Origin of the sequence: Flavivirga sp. 57AJ16 (assembly GCF_028736925.1) — a bacterium.
Lineage (GTDB): Bacteria > Bacteroidota > Bacteroidia > Flavobacteriales > Flavobacteriaceae > Flavivirga.
In genome coordinates this window covers 85,313-102,858 of the sequence record NZ_JAQZAT010000008.1, presented here as the reverse complement: position 1 = coordinate 102,858, position 17,546 = coordinate 85,313, and the positions used below count along the sequence as shown (strand labels likewise).

Genomic DNA, 17,546 nt, shown 5'->3' with positions numbered 1-17,546 from the left:
TGCTATCTTTCTGTCTAATAACTAATAAATATACATCATTATGAATTCAAAAGTTTTTATGGTCGTGAGAATACTTCTCGGGCTTTTCGTTTTGTTTTTTGGACTTAACAAGTTCTTTCATTTTATGGATATGGGAGAGATGTCTGCCGAGGCGGGAGCCTATTTCGGAGCATTAGCTTCTGTGAATTTAATTACATTAATAGCTATTGTAGAAATTGTTGCAGGATTAACATTTATCTTTAACAAATTTGGAGCGTTACTGGCCTTGATATTGATGAGCATATCTGTAAATGCTGTATTGTTTCATGCTACTTTAGAACCAGGAAGCATCGCAGGTGCATTAATATTACTAGTTTTAAATATTATTGTGCTTTATGGCTATAAAGACAAGTATAAAGATTTACTAAGTTGATAATATTTTTATAATAGAGGCTGTATAAAAGTGTCATTCAAAGCGTAGTGAAGAATATTATGTTATTGTACACTATCTCTCTTAAGAGAGATTCTTTATTGCATTAAGAATGATACTATTATACAGTCTCTTTATTTTCTTAACTTTACTCAAATTTTATTATTTGTTTGAACCTTTGGAAAAGCAAAAATTAAACAACCCCAAAACTACTATTGCATTTTTATTCTTTATAATGCTTTTAGGCTGTGTTTCTAAACAGGGCCTATCTACAAATACAGACAAAATTGAAAAAACGCCTAAGATCATCTTTCTAAACTATACCATTAAAAAAATACCGGATGGTAATAAGGCTATTCGTTTTATAGATAAAAAAGTAACCGAAGGAAAACTTAAAAACCATAACGAAAACTCTAAACAAGACCCAGTTACTGGTGATTTAATGTGTTATCAACTTGATAAAAAGTCAAACATCTTACAAAGTACAGTTATAAAAAACCCATTTACTAAAACTTTTGAGTTCGTAGATGCATCCAAATCGTTTCAAATGAAAAAGATTGATTTGGATAGCTCACGATTTTCTTTGCGGTTACAACTAAACCCCAATACAGAGTATATTAGCATACACGATATTAGTGATTCCAAAAACAAAATAATCCCTCTAATTAAAACCCAACTTAACTAACCATGAGGTATTTTTTATTTTGCATACTATATTTTTTTAGTACTCTTTTTATTTCGGCTCAAATTTTTGATGTGGAAATTATTAAGGATAACCCTGGAGATATTGACAAAAGAATAAATTTAGTTATCTTAAGTGAAGGGTACCAAGCTAGTGAATTAACAAAATTTAAAACAGATGCTGAAAGTTTAGTTAATGATATGTTTTCCCAATCTCCATTTGCTGAATATTCAGATTATTTTAACGTACATATTATAAAAGTACCATCTAATGAAAGTGGTGCAGACCATCCAGGAACAGCTACAGATGTTACAGAGCCCAAAACCCCAGTGGAAACAAAAGACACCTATTTCAATGCTACTTTTGATGCATTTAATTATCATAGGTACTTATTTTATGGAATAGATTATACTGATGCAGCCCCTGCAGAGGCAAAAATACGTTCCGTTTTAGCCGATAATTTCCCTACATACGACCAAGCTTTAATTTTAGTTAATACTAATATTTATGGAGGCATTGGAGGTGAGTTCCCTATGGCTTCAATTTCATCAAATGAGATTGCTATACACGAATTAGGACATTCCTTATTCAATTTAAAAGATGAATATTTTTTATCCGATGCTGTTTACTATAGTGAAGCTATTAATATGACCCAAGAAACCGACCCAAATTTAGTCAAATGGAAAAATTGGATCAATGAAAATGGCATTAGTATTTATCCATACGGAGCGACCGGGGTTTCTGCTACTTGGTATAAACCCCAAGATGGAGATAAATGCAAGATGGAAAAATTAGACCAACCTTTTTGCTCAGTTTGCAAAGAAGGAATCATAGAAAAGATACACAGTTTGGTGTCTCCTATTGAGTCTTACACGCCCGTTTCAAATACGGTGTCAAACCCAAGTTTTCCTATCGATTTTCACTTAAACCTCATTAAGCCCATTCCTAATAGCCTAGAAAGCTCATGGACACTTAACGCTGTAAATTTTGCCACAAATGTTGACGATGTCAATATTTTAGAAACCGATTTAAATACAGGCATAAATAATCTAACGGTAGTCGTTACAGATAATACAACACTTCTAAAGGTCGATAATCATGAAACCATCCATGTATACATGGTCACCTGGACTATAGACAACTCTTCTTTAGGGGTTAAGGCTATTGAAAGTGACATCAATAACTTGAAGCTTATCATGTATCCAAACCCAGCAAACACCATAGCTAACTTTAAAATTGAAAGCGAAAGAGATGCCCGTTTAAAAGTTGATATTATTAGTTTAGATGGTAAAAGAGTAAAGACTGTACCTATCTCTAACTACATAACACAGCAGGTAGATATTAGTAACTTAAGCGAAGGTATTTATATCGTTAATTTCTACGCAAATAAAGTATTAGTGGCAAGTAAAAAATTAGTAAAGCTATAACTCTTATTGTTTAGGAGGATATTCCATAAGTACTTTCTCTACTATAGCATTTAAACGTTCCTCACGTTCGCCCGGTATAGCGTTAGGGTTATAATTCGATTCGCTTACAGCCTGCCAAAATAATTGCTTTTTATTTTCATCTACAAAATCGATTATTATCTGTCGGTTAACATGGGTCTGCCCAACAGGAATCCCTATTGAAATGCCTCCGCCAACATGGCGTCCGCCGCCGCCCATGCCAACTCCAACCGAACTGCGCTGTGCTTCGCGGTATTCACTACTTTTAATATCAATAAAAAAATCTGGAGTATCAGACAAGCTAAACCCTTTTGTTGTCATTTTTGTATCTATGGCATTTAACAATCGTTTTGTATCCAATTCGCTCAATCCCGTATTTATATCACTATAATAATTATAGGTTTTATAATGATCAAATTGAACGGTCTTATCGTAATCGTAACTAACACGAATGGGTGCACATCCTATAACCAACAAAGCAAATAAAATAATTTTTAAAGATCTCATAGCTAGTAATTTTAAAATAAATTCAACTAATCAATTTATAAAATTGAAGTTTCACTAAGTTAATCAAAAATTATTCCACAGATATAAATCTATAGAAATCGTTTCATATCAGGAATCAAATTATTTTCAAAGCTTGGTAGATTTTACTAGAAAGACCCTAGTAAAAAACTACATTTTATAAGGTCAAATGAATATCTATATATTACGCATTCAACATTTTCCACAAAAGATCCTTTAACTCGGTAATACCTTGCTGTGCTACAGATGAGATGAATAAGTATGGAATAGGAAGTTCGTTATCCAATTCTTTTTTTAGCTCAGCCTTCAATTCAGTATCGAGCATATCACTTTTTGATATGGCTATGATCCGTTCTTTATCAAGCATTTCTGGATTATAACGACGAAGTTCATCTAATAAAACATCATATTGTTTTCTAATATCATCCGCATCCGCAGGAATTAAAAATAACAGAATGGAATTACGCTCTATGTGACGCAAAAAATAATGACCTAACCCTTTTCCTTCAGCGGCACCTTCTATAATTCCAGGAATATCGGCCATCACGAAAGTTTGAAAATCACGATATTCTACGATCCCTAAATTAGGCTTGAGCGTAGTAAACTCATAATCGGCAATTTTTGGCTTCGCAGAAGTAACCACAGATAACAACGTAGATTTCCCTGCATTAGGGAACCCTACCAAGCCAACATCTGCAAGTACTTTTAATTCCAATGTCACATACTTCTCCTCCAAAGGAAGTCCAGGCTGTGCATATCTTGGTGTTTGATTGGTCGACGACTTAAAATGCCAATTGCCTAGTCCGCCTTTTCCACCTTCTGCAATAATTTTTTCTTCCCCATCTTCAGTGATTTCTAAAAGAATGGCATCGGTTTCAGTATCCCGAACAACCGTTCCTAATGGAACATCCAAATAGACATCCTCTCCATCTGCCCCAGAACTCCTACTCTTACTACCATGACCACCATGACCAGCACGAATATGTTTTTTGAATTTTAAATGTAAGAGCGTCCAAAGATTAGAATTGCCTCGAAGAATCACATGGCCGCCACGTCCACCATCACCGCCATCCGGTCCCCCTTTTGTAATATACTTTTCGCGGTGTAAATGCACAGAACCTTTGCCTCCGTTACCAGAAGCGACATACATTTTCACATAATCAACAAAATTTCCTTCAGTCATAATTTCTGTTATTCCCGTGAAAACGGGAATCTTTTTAAATGGAGTTCTTTGTCAAAAAATCATATCAATTCATATAGAATAGTACAGCTTTTAATTGAAAAGAATTCCTTGAGGCTCAGTGTAACCTCTGGGTTTCCAGTAAAATGGTCATTCTCATTTTCATGAGAATCTAAATACAGAATTTCGATTTTTGATCCAAAAAGTCAAAACCTTGTGGCCAACTGCCTACCGACAAGGCAGGAGTTAAGTATGAAACCAGCAAAGACTTTCCTTAACTCGTTGAAATACATCTTTATCTCTCTTTCTTGAGAAAGTTGATTTCAAAAAATTCTTTATTAAATGGATTCCTGCCTGCGCAGGAATTTATAATTTATCGATAACAGTACTTAAACGCACCGTAATATCTTCAATACTACCAACACCATCAACGCCAAAATATTTGTTTTGTGCCGAATAAAAATCCTTTAAAATGGCCGTTTTGTTATAATACTCTGCTATTCTATTTCTTATAATAGATTCATCAGCATCATCAGCCCTTCCACTAGTCTTACCACGTGACAGTAAACGCTCTACCAAAATTTCATCATCAACCTCTAAAGCAATCATAGCGTTTATTTGGGAATCTTTGCTATCCATTAACTTATCTAAAGCATCTGCTTGCGCATTAGTACGCGGAAAGCCATCAAAAATAAAACCATTAGCATCCGCATTTTTTTCCACCTCAGCATTTAGCATGTCAATAGTAACTTGATCTGGAACCAATTCCCCTTTATCCATATAAGATTTAGCTAACATGCCTAAAGCCGTTTCGTTTTTTATATTGTACCTAAAAACATCGCCTGTAGAAATGTGTACCAAATGGTATTTCTCTTTTAAAAAATCTGCTTGTGTTCCTTTTCCAGCACCAGGAGGGCCAAATAGCACTAAGTTTGTCATGTGTTGTGTCTCTTTTATTTGATATATTTCTGGTAAATCCCTTCCCAATCCATTATAGTCCAAACCAAACCCGACTATAAATTTATTAGGAATCTCAATACCAACATAATGTAGTTTAAAATCTTTTTTGTATGCCTCTGGTTTGTAAAATAACGTTGCTATTTTTAGCAACTTCACCTTTTCATTTTCAAAAATCCTATGAACCTCCGCCAAGGTGTTTCCCGTATCTATAATATCCTCCAAAATAATAACGGTACGACCTGTTAAATCTTGAGTTAACCCAATAAGTCTTTGAATATCTTCGGTTGACTTGACCCCTTCATAAGATGCTAATTTTATAAACGTAACTTCACATGGTTTAGGGTACTTCTTCACAAAATCGCTTACCACCATAAACGATCCATTTAAAATCCCAACAAACACAGGGATTTCATCTCCCACGTCTTCAGAAATCTCTATCACCAACCGTTCTATGGCATCATCAATTTCCTTAGCAGAAATAAATGGCTTAAAATGTTTATCATACAGCTTTATCACGGTTATCAATTTTTGAAGGAGCAAAGATAATCATTAGATTACAAATAACGATTTTTTGAATTATGATTTAGGCGCTAATTAATATTTAAGTGTATTTTTGCGTATTCTTATTCAGTTCCAGTAAAAAAGAAATCAATGAACTACTTTTCTTCGAATTTTAAACTTGGTATTCTTGGCGGTGGTCAATTAGGCAAAATGTTACTTAATGATACTAGAAAATTTGATGTTTATACCTGTATTTTGGATGCCAGTAATGAAGCACCTTGTAAAATTGCGAGCAATGAGTTTCATCTGGGCGATTTAATGGATTATGATGTTGTTTATAACTTTGGAAAACAAGTTGATGTATTGACCATTGAAATTGAAAACGTCAATGTAGATGCTTTAGAAGCACTCGAAAAAGAAGGTATAAAAGTATACCCTGCATCTAAAACATTACGTACTATTCAAAACAAAGCAACCCAAAAATTGTTTTATGTCGATAATGATTTACCAACAGCTCCTTTTTCTCGTTTTGCTTATACTTCTGAAATTAAAGAAGCTGTAAATCATGGTGGTTTAACATTGCCTTTTGTTTGGAAATGTGCTCAATTTGGATATGATGGTACCGGGGTGAAGATTGTAAAAACACTTCAAGATTTAGAAGGCTTACCAAACGTAGAGTGTATTGCTGAAACATTAGTGCCCTTTAAAAATGAATTAGCAGTTATTGTGGTTAGGAATGCTTCGGGGTCAACAAAAAACTTCCCAGTTGTTGAAATGGAATTTCACCCAGAAGCAAATCAAGTAGAGTATGTTATTTGTCCAGCTAGAATACCAGAGGAGGTTGCAAAAAAAGCTACAGAAATAGCGTTAAAAACATCTAAAGCTTTTAACCATGTTGGGTTGTTGGCTGTCGAAATGTTTCAAACCCAGAACGATGATATTTTAATAAACGAAGTGGCGCCAAGACCACACAACTCTGGTCACCAGACTATTGAAGCCAGTTATACTTCACAGTTTGAACAACACCTAAGAGCTATTTTAAATTTACCTTTGGGAAGAACCGACAGTAAAGTGGGTGGTGTTATGGTAAATTTGGTTGGTGCTGAAGGTTATACTGGTAATGTTGTTTATGAAAACATTGAAACCATAATGAACATGGATGGCGTAACGCCTCATATTTATGGTAAAAAACAAACGCGTCCGTTTAGAAAAATGGGGCATGTCACCATTGTAAATCAAGATTTAAACGAGGCACGAAGAATAGCTGAGGAAGTAAAAAAATCAATTAAGGTAATTAGTGAATAATGTCTCCCCCAAGTGCAGTAGAGGGAGCTTCAATATTTTAAGTTTTTGATAGTCAGGTTTCGACTGCGCTCGACCTGGCATAAAATAAAAATTCATGAAAAAAGTAGGAGTAATCATGGGAAGCAAAAGTGATCTTCCAGTCATGCAAGACGCCATTGATATTTTAAAAGGTTTCGATATTGAAGTTGAAGTAGATATTGTTTCGGCTCACAGAACCCCGGAAAAATTATTTGATTATGGGAAACATGCCCATACAAGAGGATTTGCAGTTATTATTGCCGGTGCAGGTGGTGCAGCACATTTACCCGGAATGATTGCCTCATTATCGCCACTCCCAGTTATAGGTGTACCTGTAAAAAGTAGCAACTCTATAGATGGTTGGGATTCCGTTTTATCTATTTTACAAATGCCCGGGGGGGTTCCTGTGGCTACAGTTGCTCTTAATGGGGCAAAAAATGCAGGTATCCTGGCAGCACAAATTATAGGGGCTAGTGACAACTGTGTTTTAGATAAAGTTTTAATTTACAAAGAAGGCTTAAAGCAAAAAGTAAATGAATCTGCTAAAGGTTTAAAATAAAAAAAGACCCCAAACTAAATTTGAGGTCCTACTTATACCATTATGTATAATTTTTTGAGCTAGTCACTCTTTACATTATTGACTGCAAAAGTACAAAGAAATTTATTATGCATACATAACAAATTCATATTTTAACATATTTCTTGAAAATGACAAAAAACATATTAATAAAACCTTTTGAAACGGTATATAATTCGGCTCCCTTTTCCAAAATAGACAATAATGATTTCCTACCTGCCTTTAAACAAGCCATTATTGAAGCTAAATCTGAAATTGATGCCATCGTTAAAAATGATGAGGCGCCTACATTTAAAAACACCATTGAAGCTTTAGATTTTTCGGGAGAACAATTAGACAGAATTTCTAGTATTTTTTTTAATTTGAACGCTGCCGAAACTAACGATACCATTCAAAAAATAGCACAAGAAGTATCTCCTTTATTATCCGAGTTCAGTAACGATATTACCCTTAATGAAGATTTATTTAAACGGGTAAAAGCAGTTTATGGAATTAAGGATACCTTAGATTTAACCGTAGAGCAACAAACACTGCTTGATAAAAAATATAAAAGCTTTTCAAGAAATGGTGCTAACTTATCAGAAAACAAAAAACAAGAGCTCCGGGATATTGACAAACAATTAAGTAAGTTAACGCTAAAGTTTGGAGAAAATGTACTAGCAGAAACCAACGCCTTTGAAATGCTTATCAATAATGAAGATGATTTATCGGGTTTGCCAGAAGGTGCCAAAGAAGCCGCTAAGCAGTTAGCTGAATCCAGAGAAAAAGAAGGGTGGCTATTTACGTTAGATTACCCTAGCTATATCCCTTTTATGACTTATGCCGATAACCGTGCATTAAGAAAAAAATTGGCACTTGCAGCTGGGGCCAAGGCCTTTAAAGGTGATGCCTTAGATAATCAGGAAAATATATTACAAATAGTTAAACTAAGATTTCAACGCGCTAATCTCCTAGGTTACAAAACACATGCGCATTTTGTTTTAGAAGAGCGGATGGCAAAAACGCCTGAAACCGTTGAAAGTTTTTTAAATGAATTACTTGAAAAAGCGAAACCAGCTGCCGAAAGAGAGTTTAAAAATCTGGAAAGTTTTGCTAAAGAACTAGATAACATTGATCAGCTTGAAAAATGGGATGGGGCCTATTACTCTGAAAAATTAAAACAAAAACTGTTTAACCTTGATGATGAAAAGTTAAAACCCTATTTCAAATTAGAAAATGTGATTCATGGTGCTTTTACTGTTGCCAATAAATTATTCGATTTAAACTTTGAAGAAATAGATAGCATAGATACCTACCATGAGGATGTTTTAACCTATAAGGTTACTAATAATCATGGTGATTTAATTGCCATTTTTTATGCCGATTTTTTCCCAAGGGCAGGAAAACGAAATGGCGCCTGGATGACTTCGTACAAACCACAGTCCATAAAAAATGGTATCAATGAGAGACCACATATATCCATTGTTTGCAACTTTACAAAACCTGTCCTGAGCTCGGTCGAAGGGGCGACAAAAAGCAAACCGTCTCTTCTAACTTTTAACGAGGTCACAACGCTATTTCATGAATTTGGGCATGCGCTACATGGTATGTTAGCAAATACAACCTACCCTAGTTTATCCGGAACCAGCGTATTTTGGGATTTTGTTGAATTACCGAGTCAGGTTTTAGAAAATTGGTGCTACGAAAAAGAAGCGTTGGAACTGTTTGCTACCCATTATGAAACTGGAGACCTTATTCCAATGGATTTAGTCGAAAAAATAAAAGAATCTGCTACCTTTCATGAAGGTATGCAAACCCTTAGACAAATAAGCTTTGGGTTATTGGACATGAGTTGGCATGCTAATGAATCACCAGAGGCTATAAAATCGGTTAAAGCTCATGAAACTGAAGCCTTTAAAAATACAGCACTGTATCCTGACGTTTTAGAAAATTGTATGAGTACCTCTTTTTCACATATCTTTCAAGGAGGCTATTCGTCCGGTTACTACAGCTACAAATGGGCAGAGGTTTTAGATGCCGATGCTTTCGAATATTTTAAAGAAACGGGGATCTTTAATAAAACGGTCGCAGATAAGTTTAAAGAGCATATCCTATCACAAGGCGGCACAGAAAACCCGATGACGCTCTATAAACGATTTAGGGGGAAAGCACCTAAGCCTGAGGCGTTGTTACGACGGGCGGGGTTGCTTAAATAAACCTTAAGACCTAAAAAGTTAAAATCAAATGTCATTACGAGGAGAGAATCGACGTGGTAATCTTTTGAATTCAAACCAAAATTAAATAGATTACCACGCCTTCTGTAAAATCTCACAATCATAATATGTTTTAACTTTATGCCCTCTATTTTAACGTCAGCTCGACATAAATTTTATAAAAAAACAAATTAACTAACGTGAGTTCGATGTAAGCATAATATTGTTAAGCTGATTATCAACAATTTAACCTTGATTGTCAGGTTGAGCGCAGTCGAAAACCATTTAAATAGCGGTTTTAATGTCCTTTCGACTGCGCTCAAGGCGACAAATAGCATTATTAGTGAATTTATTGTTAAAAATTCCCTTGCCTGCCTGTCGGCAGACAGGTTTTAAATCGAACTCACGTTAACTATATAAAATACAGTAGTTTGTTATGTCGACAGAGCAAAGCATAAGCCTGTATACTTCAAGATGAACTTGAGATATCTTAATATGATGAGATTCCCTGCCTTTGCGGCAGGCAGGCTCCTCGTTTCTCGTCGGAATGACACGGCTTTTATTAAAGCTCCAGATGGTCAATTTTTAACATCTAAAACTAACGTTGTTTTATAGTAGTTAAAAAATACAAGAACCTAAACGAATTATTCTTTATAGCTTTTTTGTAAAGAAGCTATTATTTTTTCAAGTTTCTGGATTCTTTGCTCATGGGAAATATTCTGTTTTTCTAATCGCTTTAAACGTTCAATTTCCTTTTGTTGCTCAATAGTATAAAGCGTCAACTCCTCTATTTTTTGAAGCAGTTTAGAATCCATCTCTCCTAAAAAGAACCCGTCTTTTTTCACTTCTTCGGCACTAGGAATATTTTTTAAATGCCCTTTTTCTTTAATATGTTGTTCTACTTCTTTAAGTGTTGGTAAGTTGTAATCATTTTTAAAAACAAAATCCGCCCAATTAGCATAGGTGGCTACTTTTACTTCTTCAGCAGCTATTTTTCCTTGAACACCTAGTTTAAAACCTTTGGTATCTGTGGTGCCGATGCCAACGTTTCCATTATTCTCTATACGGATTCTATTTTGTCCACCAGAGAAAAAATCAATTCCATAATAACCAGAAATATAAGTATTTGGACGCTGTATAGATGTATTTGTAGCATCTTCAAAATCGTGAAACCCAAAACCGTAATGATTTAAATATTTTCCATCATATAAAAAATCATCATTACTTACTAAAACAATACCAGGGGAATCATTCTCTACATTATTAGCAGATCTAATTTTTATTAAACCGTTTATATCCAGTTTTTCTGAAGGAGTAGTAGTTCCAATACCAACCTTATCTCCAGTATCTGTCACCTGTGCAAATCCAACACCTCCAATAAAAAAGAGCAATAAAAAAAGTTTCTTTACCATATTATTATTTCAAAAATTAAACTCAAATTTCATTATTCCCACAAAACTACCATTCTGAAATGAAAAACAGCGAAAAATTGCCCTTACAATTTATAAGGGTTTTACCTTTTTTTTATAAGGTTTCCCTTAGCGAAAAAGACAATTACATGAAAAACATACATCTGAATTTGTTTTTTTTTAAAATTCCACTAATAACATATAATAATTAGGATAGAGATTTGTTGAAATAAAATCATTAGAAAAGCTTGTATTTAAGCGTCCACCTTTATAGCTAAAACAAAACTCTTAAACCATGCTATCTTTAAAAACTATTTTACGGTTTTTCCTCAATGAAATTCTTAGCTTTTCGATTAATGACACAAATCCTTCAATTTTAAATGTAGGATTTCGACTAATTTAATATAAGTTTATTACTGCAATTGTTAAACTCTAAACCTAATCGAAATGAAAAACAATTTTAGTATTATTAAATTATTCTTTGTGTTAGTAAGTCCCCTTATATTATTTCAAAACTGTTCAAATGATAATATTGAAGGCGTTGAAATTACACAATCAAAGGAAAATATTTATCCAACTCCTGAAGAGGCGTATCCGAACTATGTTGGAGAAACAACAACCATTAATTATCGTGGCAACAATATAAAAGCCATGAAAAAGGGTAACGAATATATATTCCAAGGAGATATAATAATCACCCAAGAAGATTTAGACAAACAAAAAAATGAGCCGTCTAATAAGTCAGCTGTTGAAACTGGAAGCTCTTATAGATGGCCCAATAAGAAAGTATATTATACCATTAATAACAACCTTCCTGCACAAAATAGGGTAACAGATGCCATTGCTCATTGGGAGGCCAATACAGAACTTACATTCACGCTTAGAACAACACAATCAAATTATATTGAATTCATTCCTGCCACTGGTTGTTATTCGAATTCTATAGGTAAAAAAGGAGGTAGGCAAGAAATTGGTTTAGCTGCAGGTTGTACAACAGGAAATACCATACATGAAATTGGGCATGCCATAGGCTTGTATCATGAACAAACCAGAAAAGACAGGGATAACCATGTACAAATTCATTACAATAATATTCAAGCTGGTTTTAGTTCTAACTTTGATAAATACACTGCTGTTACGAATACCGGTAAGGATATCGCTAATTTTGATTTTGGGTCAATAATGATGTACGGTTCTCATTTCTTCTCAAGTAACGGTCAACCAACCATAACTAGATTAGATGGTACCGTTTTTAATGTGCAACGAAATGGATTATCTTCTAGCGACATTGCTGGAGTAAATTACCTATACCCACTTCCTCCACCTCCTGGTTTCGATCCTGGATTTACGCAACTAACCTCCCCTAGCTCAAAATCAATAACAATAAATGGCAGTGGCTCTTATAAGTTTGAGGTTAAAAATAATACTGGAATATGGGTAAGTTTATTAGGGCATACGGGAAATGGTTCAAAAAATGTGACATTACCAGTCACATTTACGGTTCGTTGTAATTTATCTGGGACAAAATCAGCTACCCTATTTATATTCAACAGTAATAATCTTGTAGAATACATGGCAGATGTTGTCTCTTTTCAATAAACACCATAAACTCATTCAAACTTCTTTTTAAAGCACATTTGATATTAACTTAATATTTTTTTAATTATTAGCGCGATCATTTTTAACAAGATCGAAAAATGGTCGCGTATTGTTTTTATATATAAAGAAATCGTATGCCAAACTTTTAATTTTCATGTAATAAATCAAATATATTTCATAAATTATTGAAAGTTTAGAAATTATTATTATATTTGCATATGGAATATCAAGAAGCAAAAGAAAAATTTATAAGCACTTGGGGGAGTTTAGGAACTTTATGGGGCATAAACAAAGCCATGGCTCAAATACAATCACTTCTTTTTATTTCAACAAAACCATTATCAATGGAAGAGATCATGGAAGAACTAAAAATCTCCCGGGGTAATACCAGCATGAACTTACGCCAACTTATGGATTGGGGCATTGTTACCAAAGAGCTTATTCCTGGTGAACGCAAAGAGTTTTTTACTACCGAAAAAGATGTACAAGAATTAGCAAGACATATCGCTAAAGAACGAAGTAGAAGAGAGATTAAACCTGTAATAAAAATATTAAAGGATGTTAGTTCCATTAAAGATGATGGTACAGAAAAAACAAAGGAACTTATTAAACAAACCAAAGCATTGTACGATTTAGCCGAAACAGCAGATGCTATGATGAACAAAATAGTTAATCAAGAGCAAAACTGGATGACTAGATCCTTGCTTAAACTTATTAAATAAAAAAATTTAAAACATAGTTTCAATAATTCCTGAAAATTCAATAATATTAAAATGAATTATAACATAATCACATACTGTATCTATCTTCCTATAATATGCTTCATTACGATTAAAATTGGTTGGCTATTTTACAAATATGGCGAGGTATTTTTACTGAACATGTTCGAAAACAATCGCTCATTAGTAAATGGCATTAACAATATACTACTCATTGGATATTATCTAGTAAATCTCGGATATGCCATAATTACTATCGCTTATTGGGATTATATCGAATCAATAAACCAATTAATAAACACCCTATCAACAACACTTGGAAGCATTATAATGCTTTTGGCAGTTTTGCATTACAACAATGTCTTCGTCTTAACATATATTATAAAATCAAAACTTTTAAAATAATAAATCATGGAAAATTCAAAAATTGTTATCGGTTATTTAGTGTATTTACCAATAGTTGTATTACTGACCATTTACGTCTCAAAAATGCTTTTTAAAAATGGAAAACTATTTATGATTGACATTTTTAAAGGGAAAGCAGACATTGCGCTAGCAACAAACAAATTATTCGAAATTGGGTTCTATCTCATCAATATAGGTTGGGCCCTGTTAATTCTTAAAATTTCTTATCACCATGTCAATGGAATGGACTATCAATCACTCATTGAAATATTGAGTGAAAAAATAGGTGGTTTTTCTATTTATTTAGGCCTCATGTTATTTATCAATTTATTCTTTTTTTTCAGAGGGAGAAGTAAATCCAGACAATCATTGAAATCAAATATAAAATCTCAACCTAATACCAAATAAACTTCAAAATAACTGGTTAAATCCGTTTCTATTTCCTTTATATTTCAATAAAAAACGTAACCATAACTAGGCTATGCTTATGTTTTTTATCTCATCTAAAGAAAATATAATTCAAATTTATTACCAATCATTTTGAAATTTATTTGGTATAACCCCTTTAAAGAAGATGAAAACGCTCCATTATATTAACAGTTTTTTTTACCTAATAACCATTATACCTTATTTGACCATATACTTCGCCATGGTAGGCATGTATGCTCAATTCGTGCTTGGCATTGTTCAAGTATTAATAGCAATCATTATTTTATTCTATATAAAAAAGTACAACAAAAGCATTAAAAGGCATATTTCTTACTATTGGTCTTCGGTCTTAATTATTCTGTTTACGATCTTTCTTCTTTCTAATTCAAATAATATTGGTAATAATAGCATACAAATAATATGTGTTTTTATAATTCCAATGCTCATTGCTAGTTACTTTGTTTATATAACTTACTTAATTCAAAAACAATGAAAACAATTATTATAGCTGGAGGCAGTGGGTTTCTTGGACAAATTTTAAAGGAGTATTTCTCTAAAAAAGAATATTTAGTAAAAATATTAACTAGAAACCCTAAACACGAAAACGACATATACTGGAATGCAAAAGATTTGGGTAAATGGACAAAAGAATTGGAAAATATTGAGGGTCTCATAAATCTTACAGGAAAATCTGTGGATTGTAGGTACACCGAAAAAAACAAAAAAATAATTTACAGTTCTAGAATCAACTCTACCCATGTACTTGGGCTAGCAATTAACCTTTGTGAAAACCCACCAAAAATCTGGATGAATTCATCAACAGCAACTATTTACAAGCATTCAATGAATAAAGAAATGACTGAAGAACATGGAGACATTGGTGATGATTTTTCCATGAACATTGCTAAATCGTGGGAAAAAGCATTTAATGCCATAACAAACCCAAAAACACGAAAAATTATTTTAAGAACGTCAATCGTTTTGGGTAAAAATGGCGGGGCGTTGATGCCACTAAAAAAAATGACCAAATTTGGATTGGGTGGAAAACATGGGATAGGCAATCAAAAAGTAAGTTGGATTCATGAACTTGATTTTGTAAAAATTCTTGATTTTTTAATAGAACATAAAAACCTAAGCGGTGTTTTTAATATATGCGTTCCAAAACCCACAGATAATTGCACTATGATGAAATCACTCAGAAAAGTTTTAAAAGCTCCTTTTGGAATGCCCCATTCAAAACCTTTATTAGAATTGGGCGCGAAACTTATTGGTACAGAAACAGAGCTCGTTCTAAAAAGCAGAAATGTTATACCAAAACGATTGTTAATCAATGGTTACGCCTTTAAATACATAAACATTGAAAGTGCTTTGTTCAATTTGCTAAACCCTTAAAAAGTCATTTTTTTATCTTATTTTTGAAATTCAAAATAATTGCATAGATAATGCCCAATCATCAAATTAATCCTAATCAATGGATCGATTTATATTCCGATTACCTATATAACTATACTATTTCACGTGTTAGTGATAGAGAGGTAGCACAAGATTTAGTACAAGATACTTTTTTGGCTGGCTTAAAGTCTATGAAAAACTTTAAAGGAGAAGCCAGCGAACGTACTTGGCTTATCTCTATTTTAAAGCGAAAAATTATAGACCATTACCGTAAAATAAATTCAAAAAAAGGGAAAGCAGAAGTACGCATTAACTATAATGGCGACTCTGAAACAGAAGGTGATTGGTTGGAAGAACGTGTTGCAGATCCATTTGATAAAACGGCAGAAGATACTATGCAAAATAGTGAGTTAGGCCAGGCCATTCATAACTGTTTAGGAAAATTACCAAAAAAACAATCAGACGTTTTTAAAATGAAAACCATTCAAGGGTTTGAAACCGAAGTCATATGTAATGAATTAAATATTACTGCGTCTAATCTTTGGGTAATCATTCACAGAGCACGTACTGCTATGGCAGATTGCTTAAAAGAAAATTGGTTTTAATTATGAGTGAAATTAAATTTTTTATTCCTTGTGAAGATGCAAATCATGTATGTGATAAAACACAGTACAAAGAAGCTACACTATGGGAGAAAATAAAACTCAATATACACCTTATATATTGTAGGGCCTGTAGGGAATACACAAAAAACAATACGAAACTTACTAAGGCTATACAAAAATCTGAAGTAGCATGTTTAGATCAAAAGCGCAAAGAAGCTATGAAACTAAATTTCGAAAAGGCCTTAAAAGAACATTCAAGTTAATAGAACGCATTTAACGTTTTAGAATGATAGCGAAAATGAGTCATTTTTAGCCAATTGAAAAACTTTAAATGAGCTCATAGAATAAAAATAACAATATTAGCCATACCATGGGTATACCTTCTACCCAAAACGCACTATAATTTTTTCCTTGCTCTATTTTAGAAAACATAAGAAACAACAGTGTTATACATGTAATCATCATTAAAACAATTAATTGTACGCCACTTTTTTCGCTTTTAAAAAAAGCTAAAAAGAAGTATAATAGCAACAGTATCCCCCCCATTATCTTTGTTTGCTTCACGCCTATTCTCTGAGGAATGGTCGATAATTTTAAGCTATCGTACCTTAAGTCCCTAATTTCAAAAGGCAACATTAAAACGATAACGAAAAGATATCTTTGGATCGCTGTTAATATAACATCCATATTTATACCATAATCATTATTTATTAAGGGCAGTAATACAGTAACTCCAGACCAAATTAAAGCTATCAAATAAATTTTAAGCCCTCCAATACTTCTTAAATTATGCTGCTTATCCAAAAAGAAACGTTTTGGCAAAAAGGGAATCGCATATAGAAATGTCACGATAGCAAAACCAACGATACAAATCAGGGTTTTTGCATTCAACTTAAAGGCATAATAACACATAAAAAGAAAGCAAAAAAAAGAAAATATTTGAATCCATTTTAACCAATTTGTCAGGCTTCTATGATGAAATTTTGCGATCCCAAAATACTTAACAAAATTATACCCGGTTATAGAAGCAAAAAACACGAAGTAGAGCAGGCTTTTATCATACGGAACACCAAACTCTATAAGCGTAATCCATGTTAACGAAAACACCGATAAAGCGACATGAATACTACTGTTTAAATAGAAATTAAAAAGCTGTTTTACAAACCTCATAGTGTAAAAATAATCAAAGTGTTG

The 17,546-nt window shown here is 33.2% G+C and carries 17 protein-coding genes; 12 read left to right on the top strand and 5 right to left on the bottom strand.

Features of this window, described 5'->3' with window-relative positions; genetic code table 11:
* Positions 1-40 precede the first annotated feature (40 nt).
* From PQO00_RS10375 to PQO00_RS10365, 3 genes are all read left to right on the top strand, one after another.
* Positions 41-412, top strand: coding sequence for a DoxX family membrane protein (locus PQO00_RS10375; protein WP_274184786.1), 372 nt, complete (start codon positions 41-43; stop codon positions 410-412).
* Between the two features lie 175 nt (positions 413-587).
* Positions 588-1,094: a hypothetical protein gene (locus tag PQO00_RS10370; RefSeq protein WP_274184785.1), complete on the top strand. Its 507-nt coding sequence runs from the start codon at positions 588-590 to the stop codon at positions 1,092-1,094.
* Positions 1,095-1,165: 71 nt separating this feature from the next.
* Positions 1,166-2,518, top strand: coding sequence for a M64 family metallopeptidase (locus PQO00_RS10365; RefSeq protein WP_274184784.1), 1,353 nt, complete (start codon positions 1,166-1,168; stop codon positions 2,516-2,518).
* A gap of 3 nt (positions 2,519-2,521) precedes the next feature.
* Here the strand turns inward: PQO00_RS10365 and PQO00_RS10360 are convergent, their stop codons facing one another.
* The 3 genes from PQO00_RS10360 to PQO00_RS10350 all read right to left on the bottom strand — a co-directional run bounded on the left by PQO00_RS10360 (position 2,522) and on the right by PQO00_RS10350 (position 5,717).
* On the bottom strand, positions 2,522-3,043 hold the full coding sequence (locus PQO00_RS10360) for a DUF4136 domain-containing protein (RefSeq protein ID WP_274184783.1): 522 nt from the start codon (positions 3,041-3,043) through the stop codon (positions 2,522-2,524).
* Positions 3,044-3,245: 202 nt separating this feature from the next.
* Positions 3,246-4,244: a GTPase ObgE gene (obgE, locus tag PQO00_RS10355; protein ID WP_274184782.1), complete on the bottom strand. Its 999-nt coding sequence runs from the start codon at positions 4,242-4,244 to the stop codon at positions 3,246-3,248.
* Between the two features lie 363 nt (positions 4,245-4,607).
* The gene (locus PQO00_RS10350; RefSeq protein ID WP_274184781.1) at positions 4,608-5,717 is read right to left on the bottom strand and encodes an adenylate kinase; all 1,110 of its coding nucleotides are present in this window, start codon (positions 5,715-5,717) and stop codon (positions 4,608-4,610) included.
* 135 nt (positions 5,718-5,852) lie between these two features.
* Between PQO00_RS10350 and PQO00_RS10345 the strand changes: the two genes are divergently transcribed.
* The 3 genes from PQO00_RS10345 (at position 5,853) to PQO00_RS10335 (ending at position 9,797) form a co-directional block, all read left to right on the top strand.
* Complete coding sequence (locus tag PQO00_RS10345) at positions 5,853-7,007, top strand: 5-(carboxyamino)imidazole ribonucleotide synthase (protein ID WP_274184780.1); 1,155 nt, start codon at positions 5,853-5,855, stop codon at positions 7,005-7,007.
* Between the two features lie 94 nt (positions 7,008-7,101).
* Entirely contained in the window at positions 7,102-7,584 is a 483-nt protein-coding gene (gene purE / locus PQO00_RS10340) for a 5-(carboxyamino)imidazole ribonucleotide mutase (RefSeq protein ID WP_274184779.1), read from the top strand.
* 149 nt (positions 7,585-7,733) lie between these two features.
* Positions 7,734-9,797: a M3 family metallopeptidase gene (locus PQO00_RS10335; protein WP_274184778.1), complete on the top strand. Its 2,064-nt coding sequence runs from the start codon at positions 7,734-7,736 to the stop codon at positions 9,795-9,797.
* A 641-nt stretch (positions 9,798-10,438) separates the two neighbouring features.
* Here PQO00_RS10335 and PQO00_RS10330 read toward each other — a convergent pair.
* Entirely contained in the window at positions 10,439-11,206 is a 768-nt protein-coding gene (locus tag PQO00_RS10330) for a hypothetical protein (RefSeq protein WP_274184777.1), read from the bottom strand.
* Positions 11,207-11,650: 444 nt separating this feature from the next.
* Here PQO00_RS10330 and PQO00_RS10325 point away from each other — a divergent pair, with 444 nt between their 5' ends.
* The 6 genes from PQO00_RS10325 to PQO00_RS10300 all read left to right on the top strand — a co-directional run bounded on the left by PQO00_RS10325 (position 11,651) and on the right by PQO00_RS10300 (position 16,615).
* Positions 11,651-12,802, top strand: coding sequence for a M12 family metallopeptidase (locus tag PQO00_RS10325; RefSeq protein ID WP_274184776.1), 1,152 nt, complete (start codon positions 11,651-11,653; stop codon positions 12,800-12,802).
* A gap of 218 nt (positions 12,803-13,020) precedes the next feature.
* Positions 13,021-13,524 (top strand): GbsR/MarR family transcriptional regulator, encoded by a 504-nt coding sequence (locus tag PQO00_RS10320; RefSeq protein WP_274184775.1) that lies wholly within the window; start codon positions 13,021-13,023, stop codon positions 13,522-13,524.
* A 408-nt stretch (positions 13,525-13,932) separates the two neighbouring features.
* Positions 13,933-14,334, top strand: coding sequence for a hypothetical protein (locus PQO00_RS10315; RefSeq protein WP_274184774.1), 402 nt, complete (start codon positions 13,933-13,935; stop codon positions 14,332-14,334).
* A 510-nt stretch (positions 14,335-14,844) separates the two neighbouring features.
* Positions 14,845-15,747: a TIGR01777 family oxidoreductase gene (locus PQO00_RS10310; RefSeq protein ID WP_274184773.1), complete on the top strand. Its 903-nt coding sequence runs from the start codon at positions 14,845-14,847 to the stop codon at positions 15,745-15,747.
* A 50-nt stretch (positions 15,748-15,797) separates the two neighbouring features.
* The gene (locus PQO00_RS10305; RefSeq protein WP_274184772.1) at positions 15,798-16,352 is read left to right on the top strand and encodes a sigma-70 family RNA polymerase sigma factor; all 555 of its coding nucleotides are present in this window, start codon (positions 15,798-15,800) and stop codon (positions 16,350-16,352) included.
* A 2-nt stretch (positions 16,353-16,354) separates the two neighbouring features.
* Positions 16,355-16,615: a hypothetical protein gene (locus PQO00_RS10300; RefSeq protein WP_274184771.1), complete on the top strand. Its 261-nt coding sequence runs from the start codon at positions 16,355-16,357 to the stop codon at positions 16,613-16,615.
* A gap of 64 nt (positions 16,616-16,679) precedes the next feature.
* Here PQO00_RS10300 and PQO00_RS10295 read toward each other — a convergent pair whose 3' ends face one another.
* Entirely contained in the window at positions 16,680-17,522 is an 843-nt protein-coding gene (locus PQO00_RS10295; RefSeq protein WP_274184770.1) for a hypothetical protein, read from the bottom strand.
* Positions 17,523-17,546 lie beyond the last annotated feature (24 nt).

Coding starts and splice junctions, on each gene's coding strand:
- PQO00_RS10295 (WP_274184770.1), bottom strand. CDS start 17,522: ATGAGGTTTGTAAAACAGCTTTTTAATTTCTATTTAAACAGTAGTATT.
- purE (WP_274184779.1), top strand. CDS start 7,102: ATGAAAAAAGTAGGAGTAATCATGGGAAGCAAAAGTGATCTTCCAGTC.
- PQO00_RS10330 (WP_274184777.1), bottom strand. CDS start 11,206: ATGGTAAAGAAACTTTTTTTATTGCTCTTTTTTATTGGAGGTGTTGGA.
- PQO00_RS10345 (WP_274184780.1), top strand. CDS start 5,853: ATGAACTACTTTTCTTCGAATTTTAAACTTGGTATTCTTGGCGGTGGT.
- PQO00_RS10300 (WP_274184771.1), top strand. CDS start 16,355: ATGAGTGAAATTAAATTTTTTATTCCTTGTGAAGATGCAAATCATGTA.
- PQO00_RS10310 (WP_274184773.1), top strand. CDS start 14,845: ATGAAAACAATTATTATAGCTGGAGGCAGTGGGTTTCTTGGACAAATT.
- PQO00_RS10335 (WP_274184778.1), top strand. CDS start 7,734: ATGACAAAAAACATATTAATAAAACCTTTTGAAACGGTATATAATTCG.
- obgE (WP_274184782.1), bottom strand. CDS start 4,244: ATGACTGAAGGAAATTTTGTTGATTATGTGAAAATGTATGTCGCTTCT.
- PQO00_RS10375 (WP_274184786.1), top strand. CDS start 41: ATGAATTCAAAAGTTTTTATGGTCGTGAGAATACTTCTCGGGCTTTTC.
- PQO00_RS10360 (WP_274184783.1), bottom strand. CDS start 3,043: ATGAGATCTTTAAAAATTATTTTATTTGCTTTGTTGGTTATAGGATGT.
- PQO00_RS10325 (WP_274184776.1), top strand. CDS start 11,651: ATGAAAAACAATTTTAGTATTATTAAATTATTCTTTGTGTTAGTAAGT.
- PQO00_RS10315 (WP_274184774.1), top strand. CDS start 13,933: ATGGAAAATTCAAAAATTGTTATCGGTTATTTAGTGTATTTACCAATA.
- PQO00_RS10320 (WP_274184775.1), top strand. CDS start 13,021: ATGGAATATCAAGAAGCAAAAGAAAAATTTATAAGCACTTGGGGGAGT.
- PQO00_RS10305 (WP_274184772.1), top strand. CDS start 15,798: ATGCCCAATCATCAAATTAATCCTAATCAATGGATCGATTTATATTCC.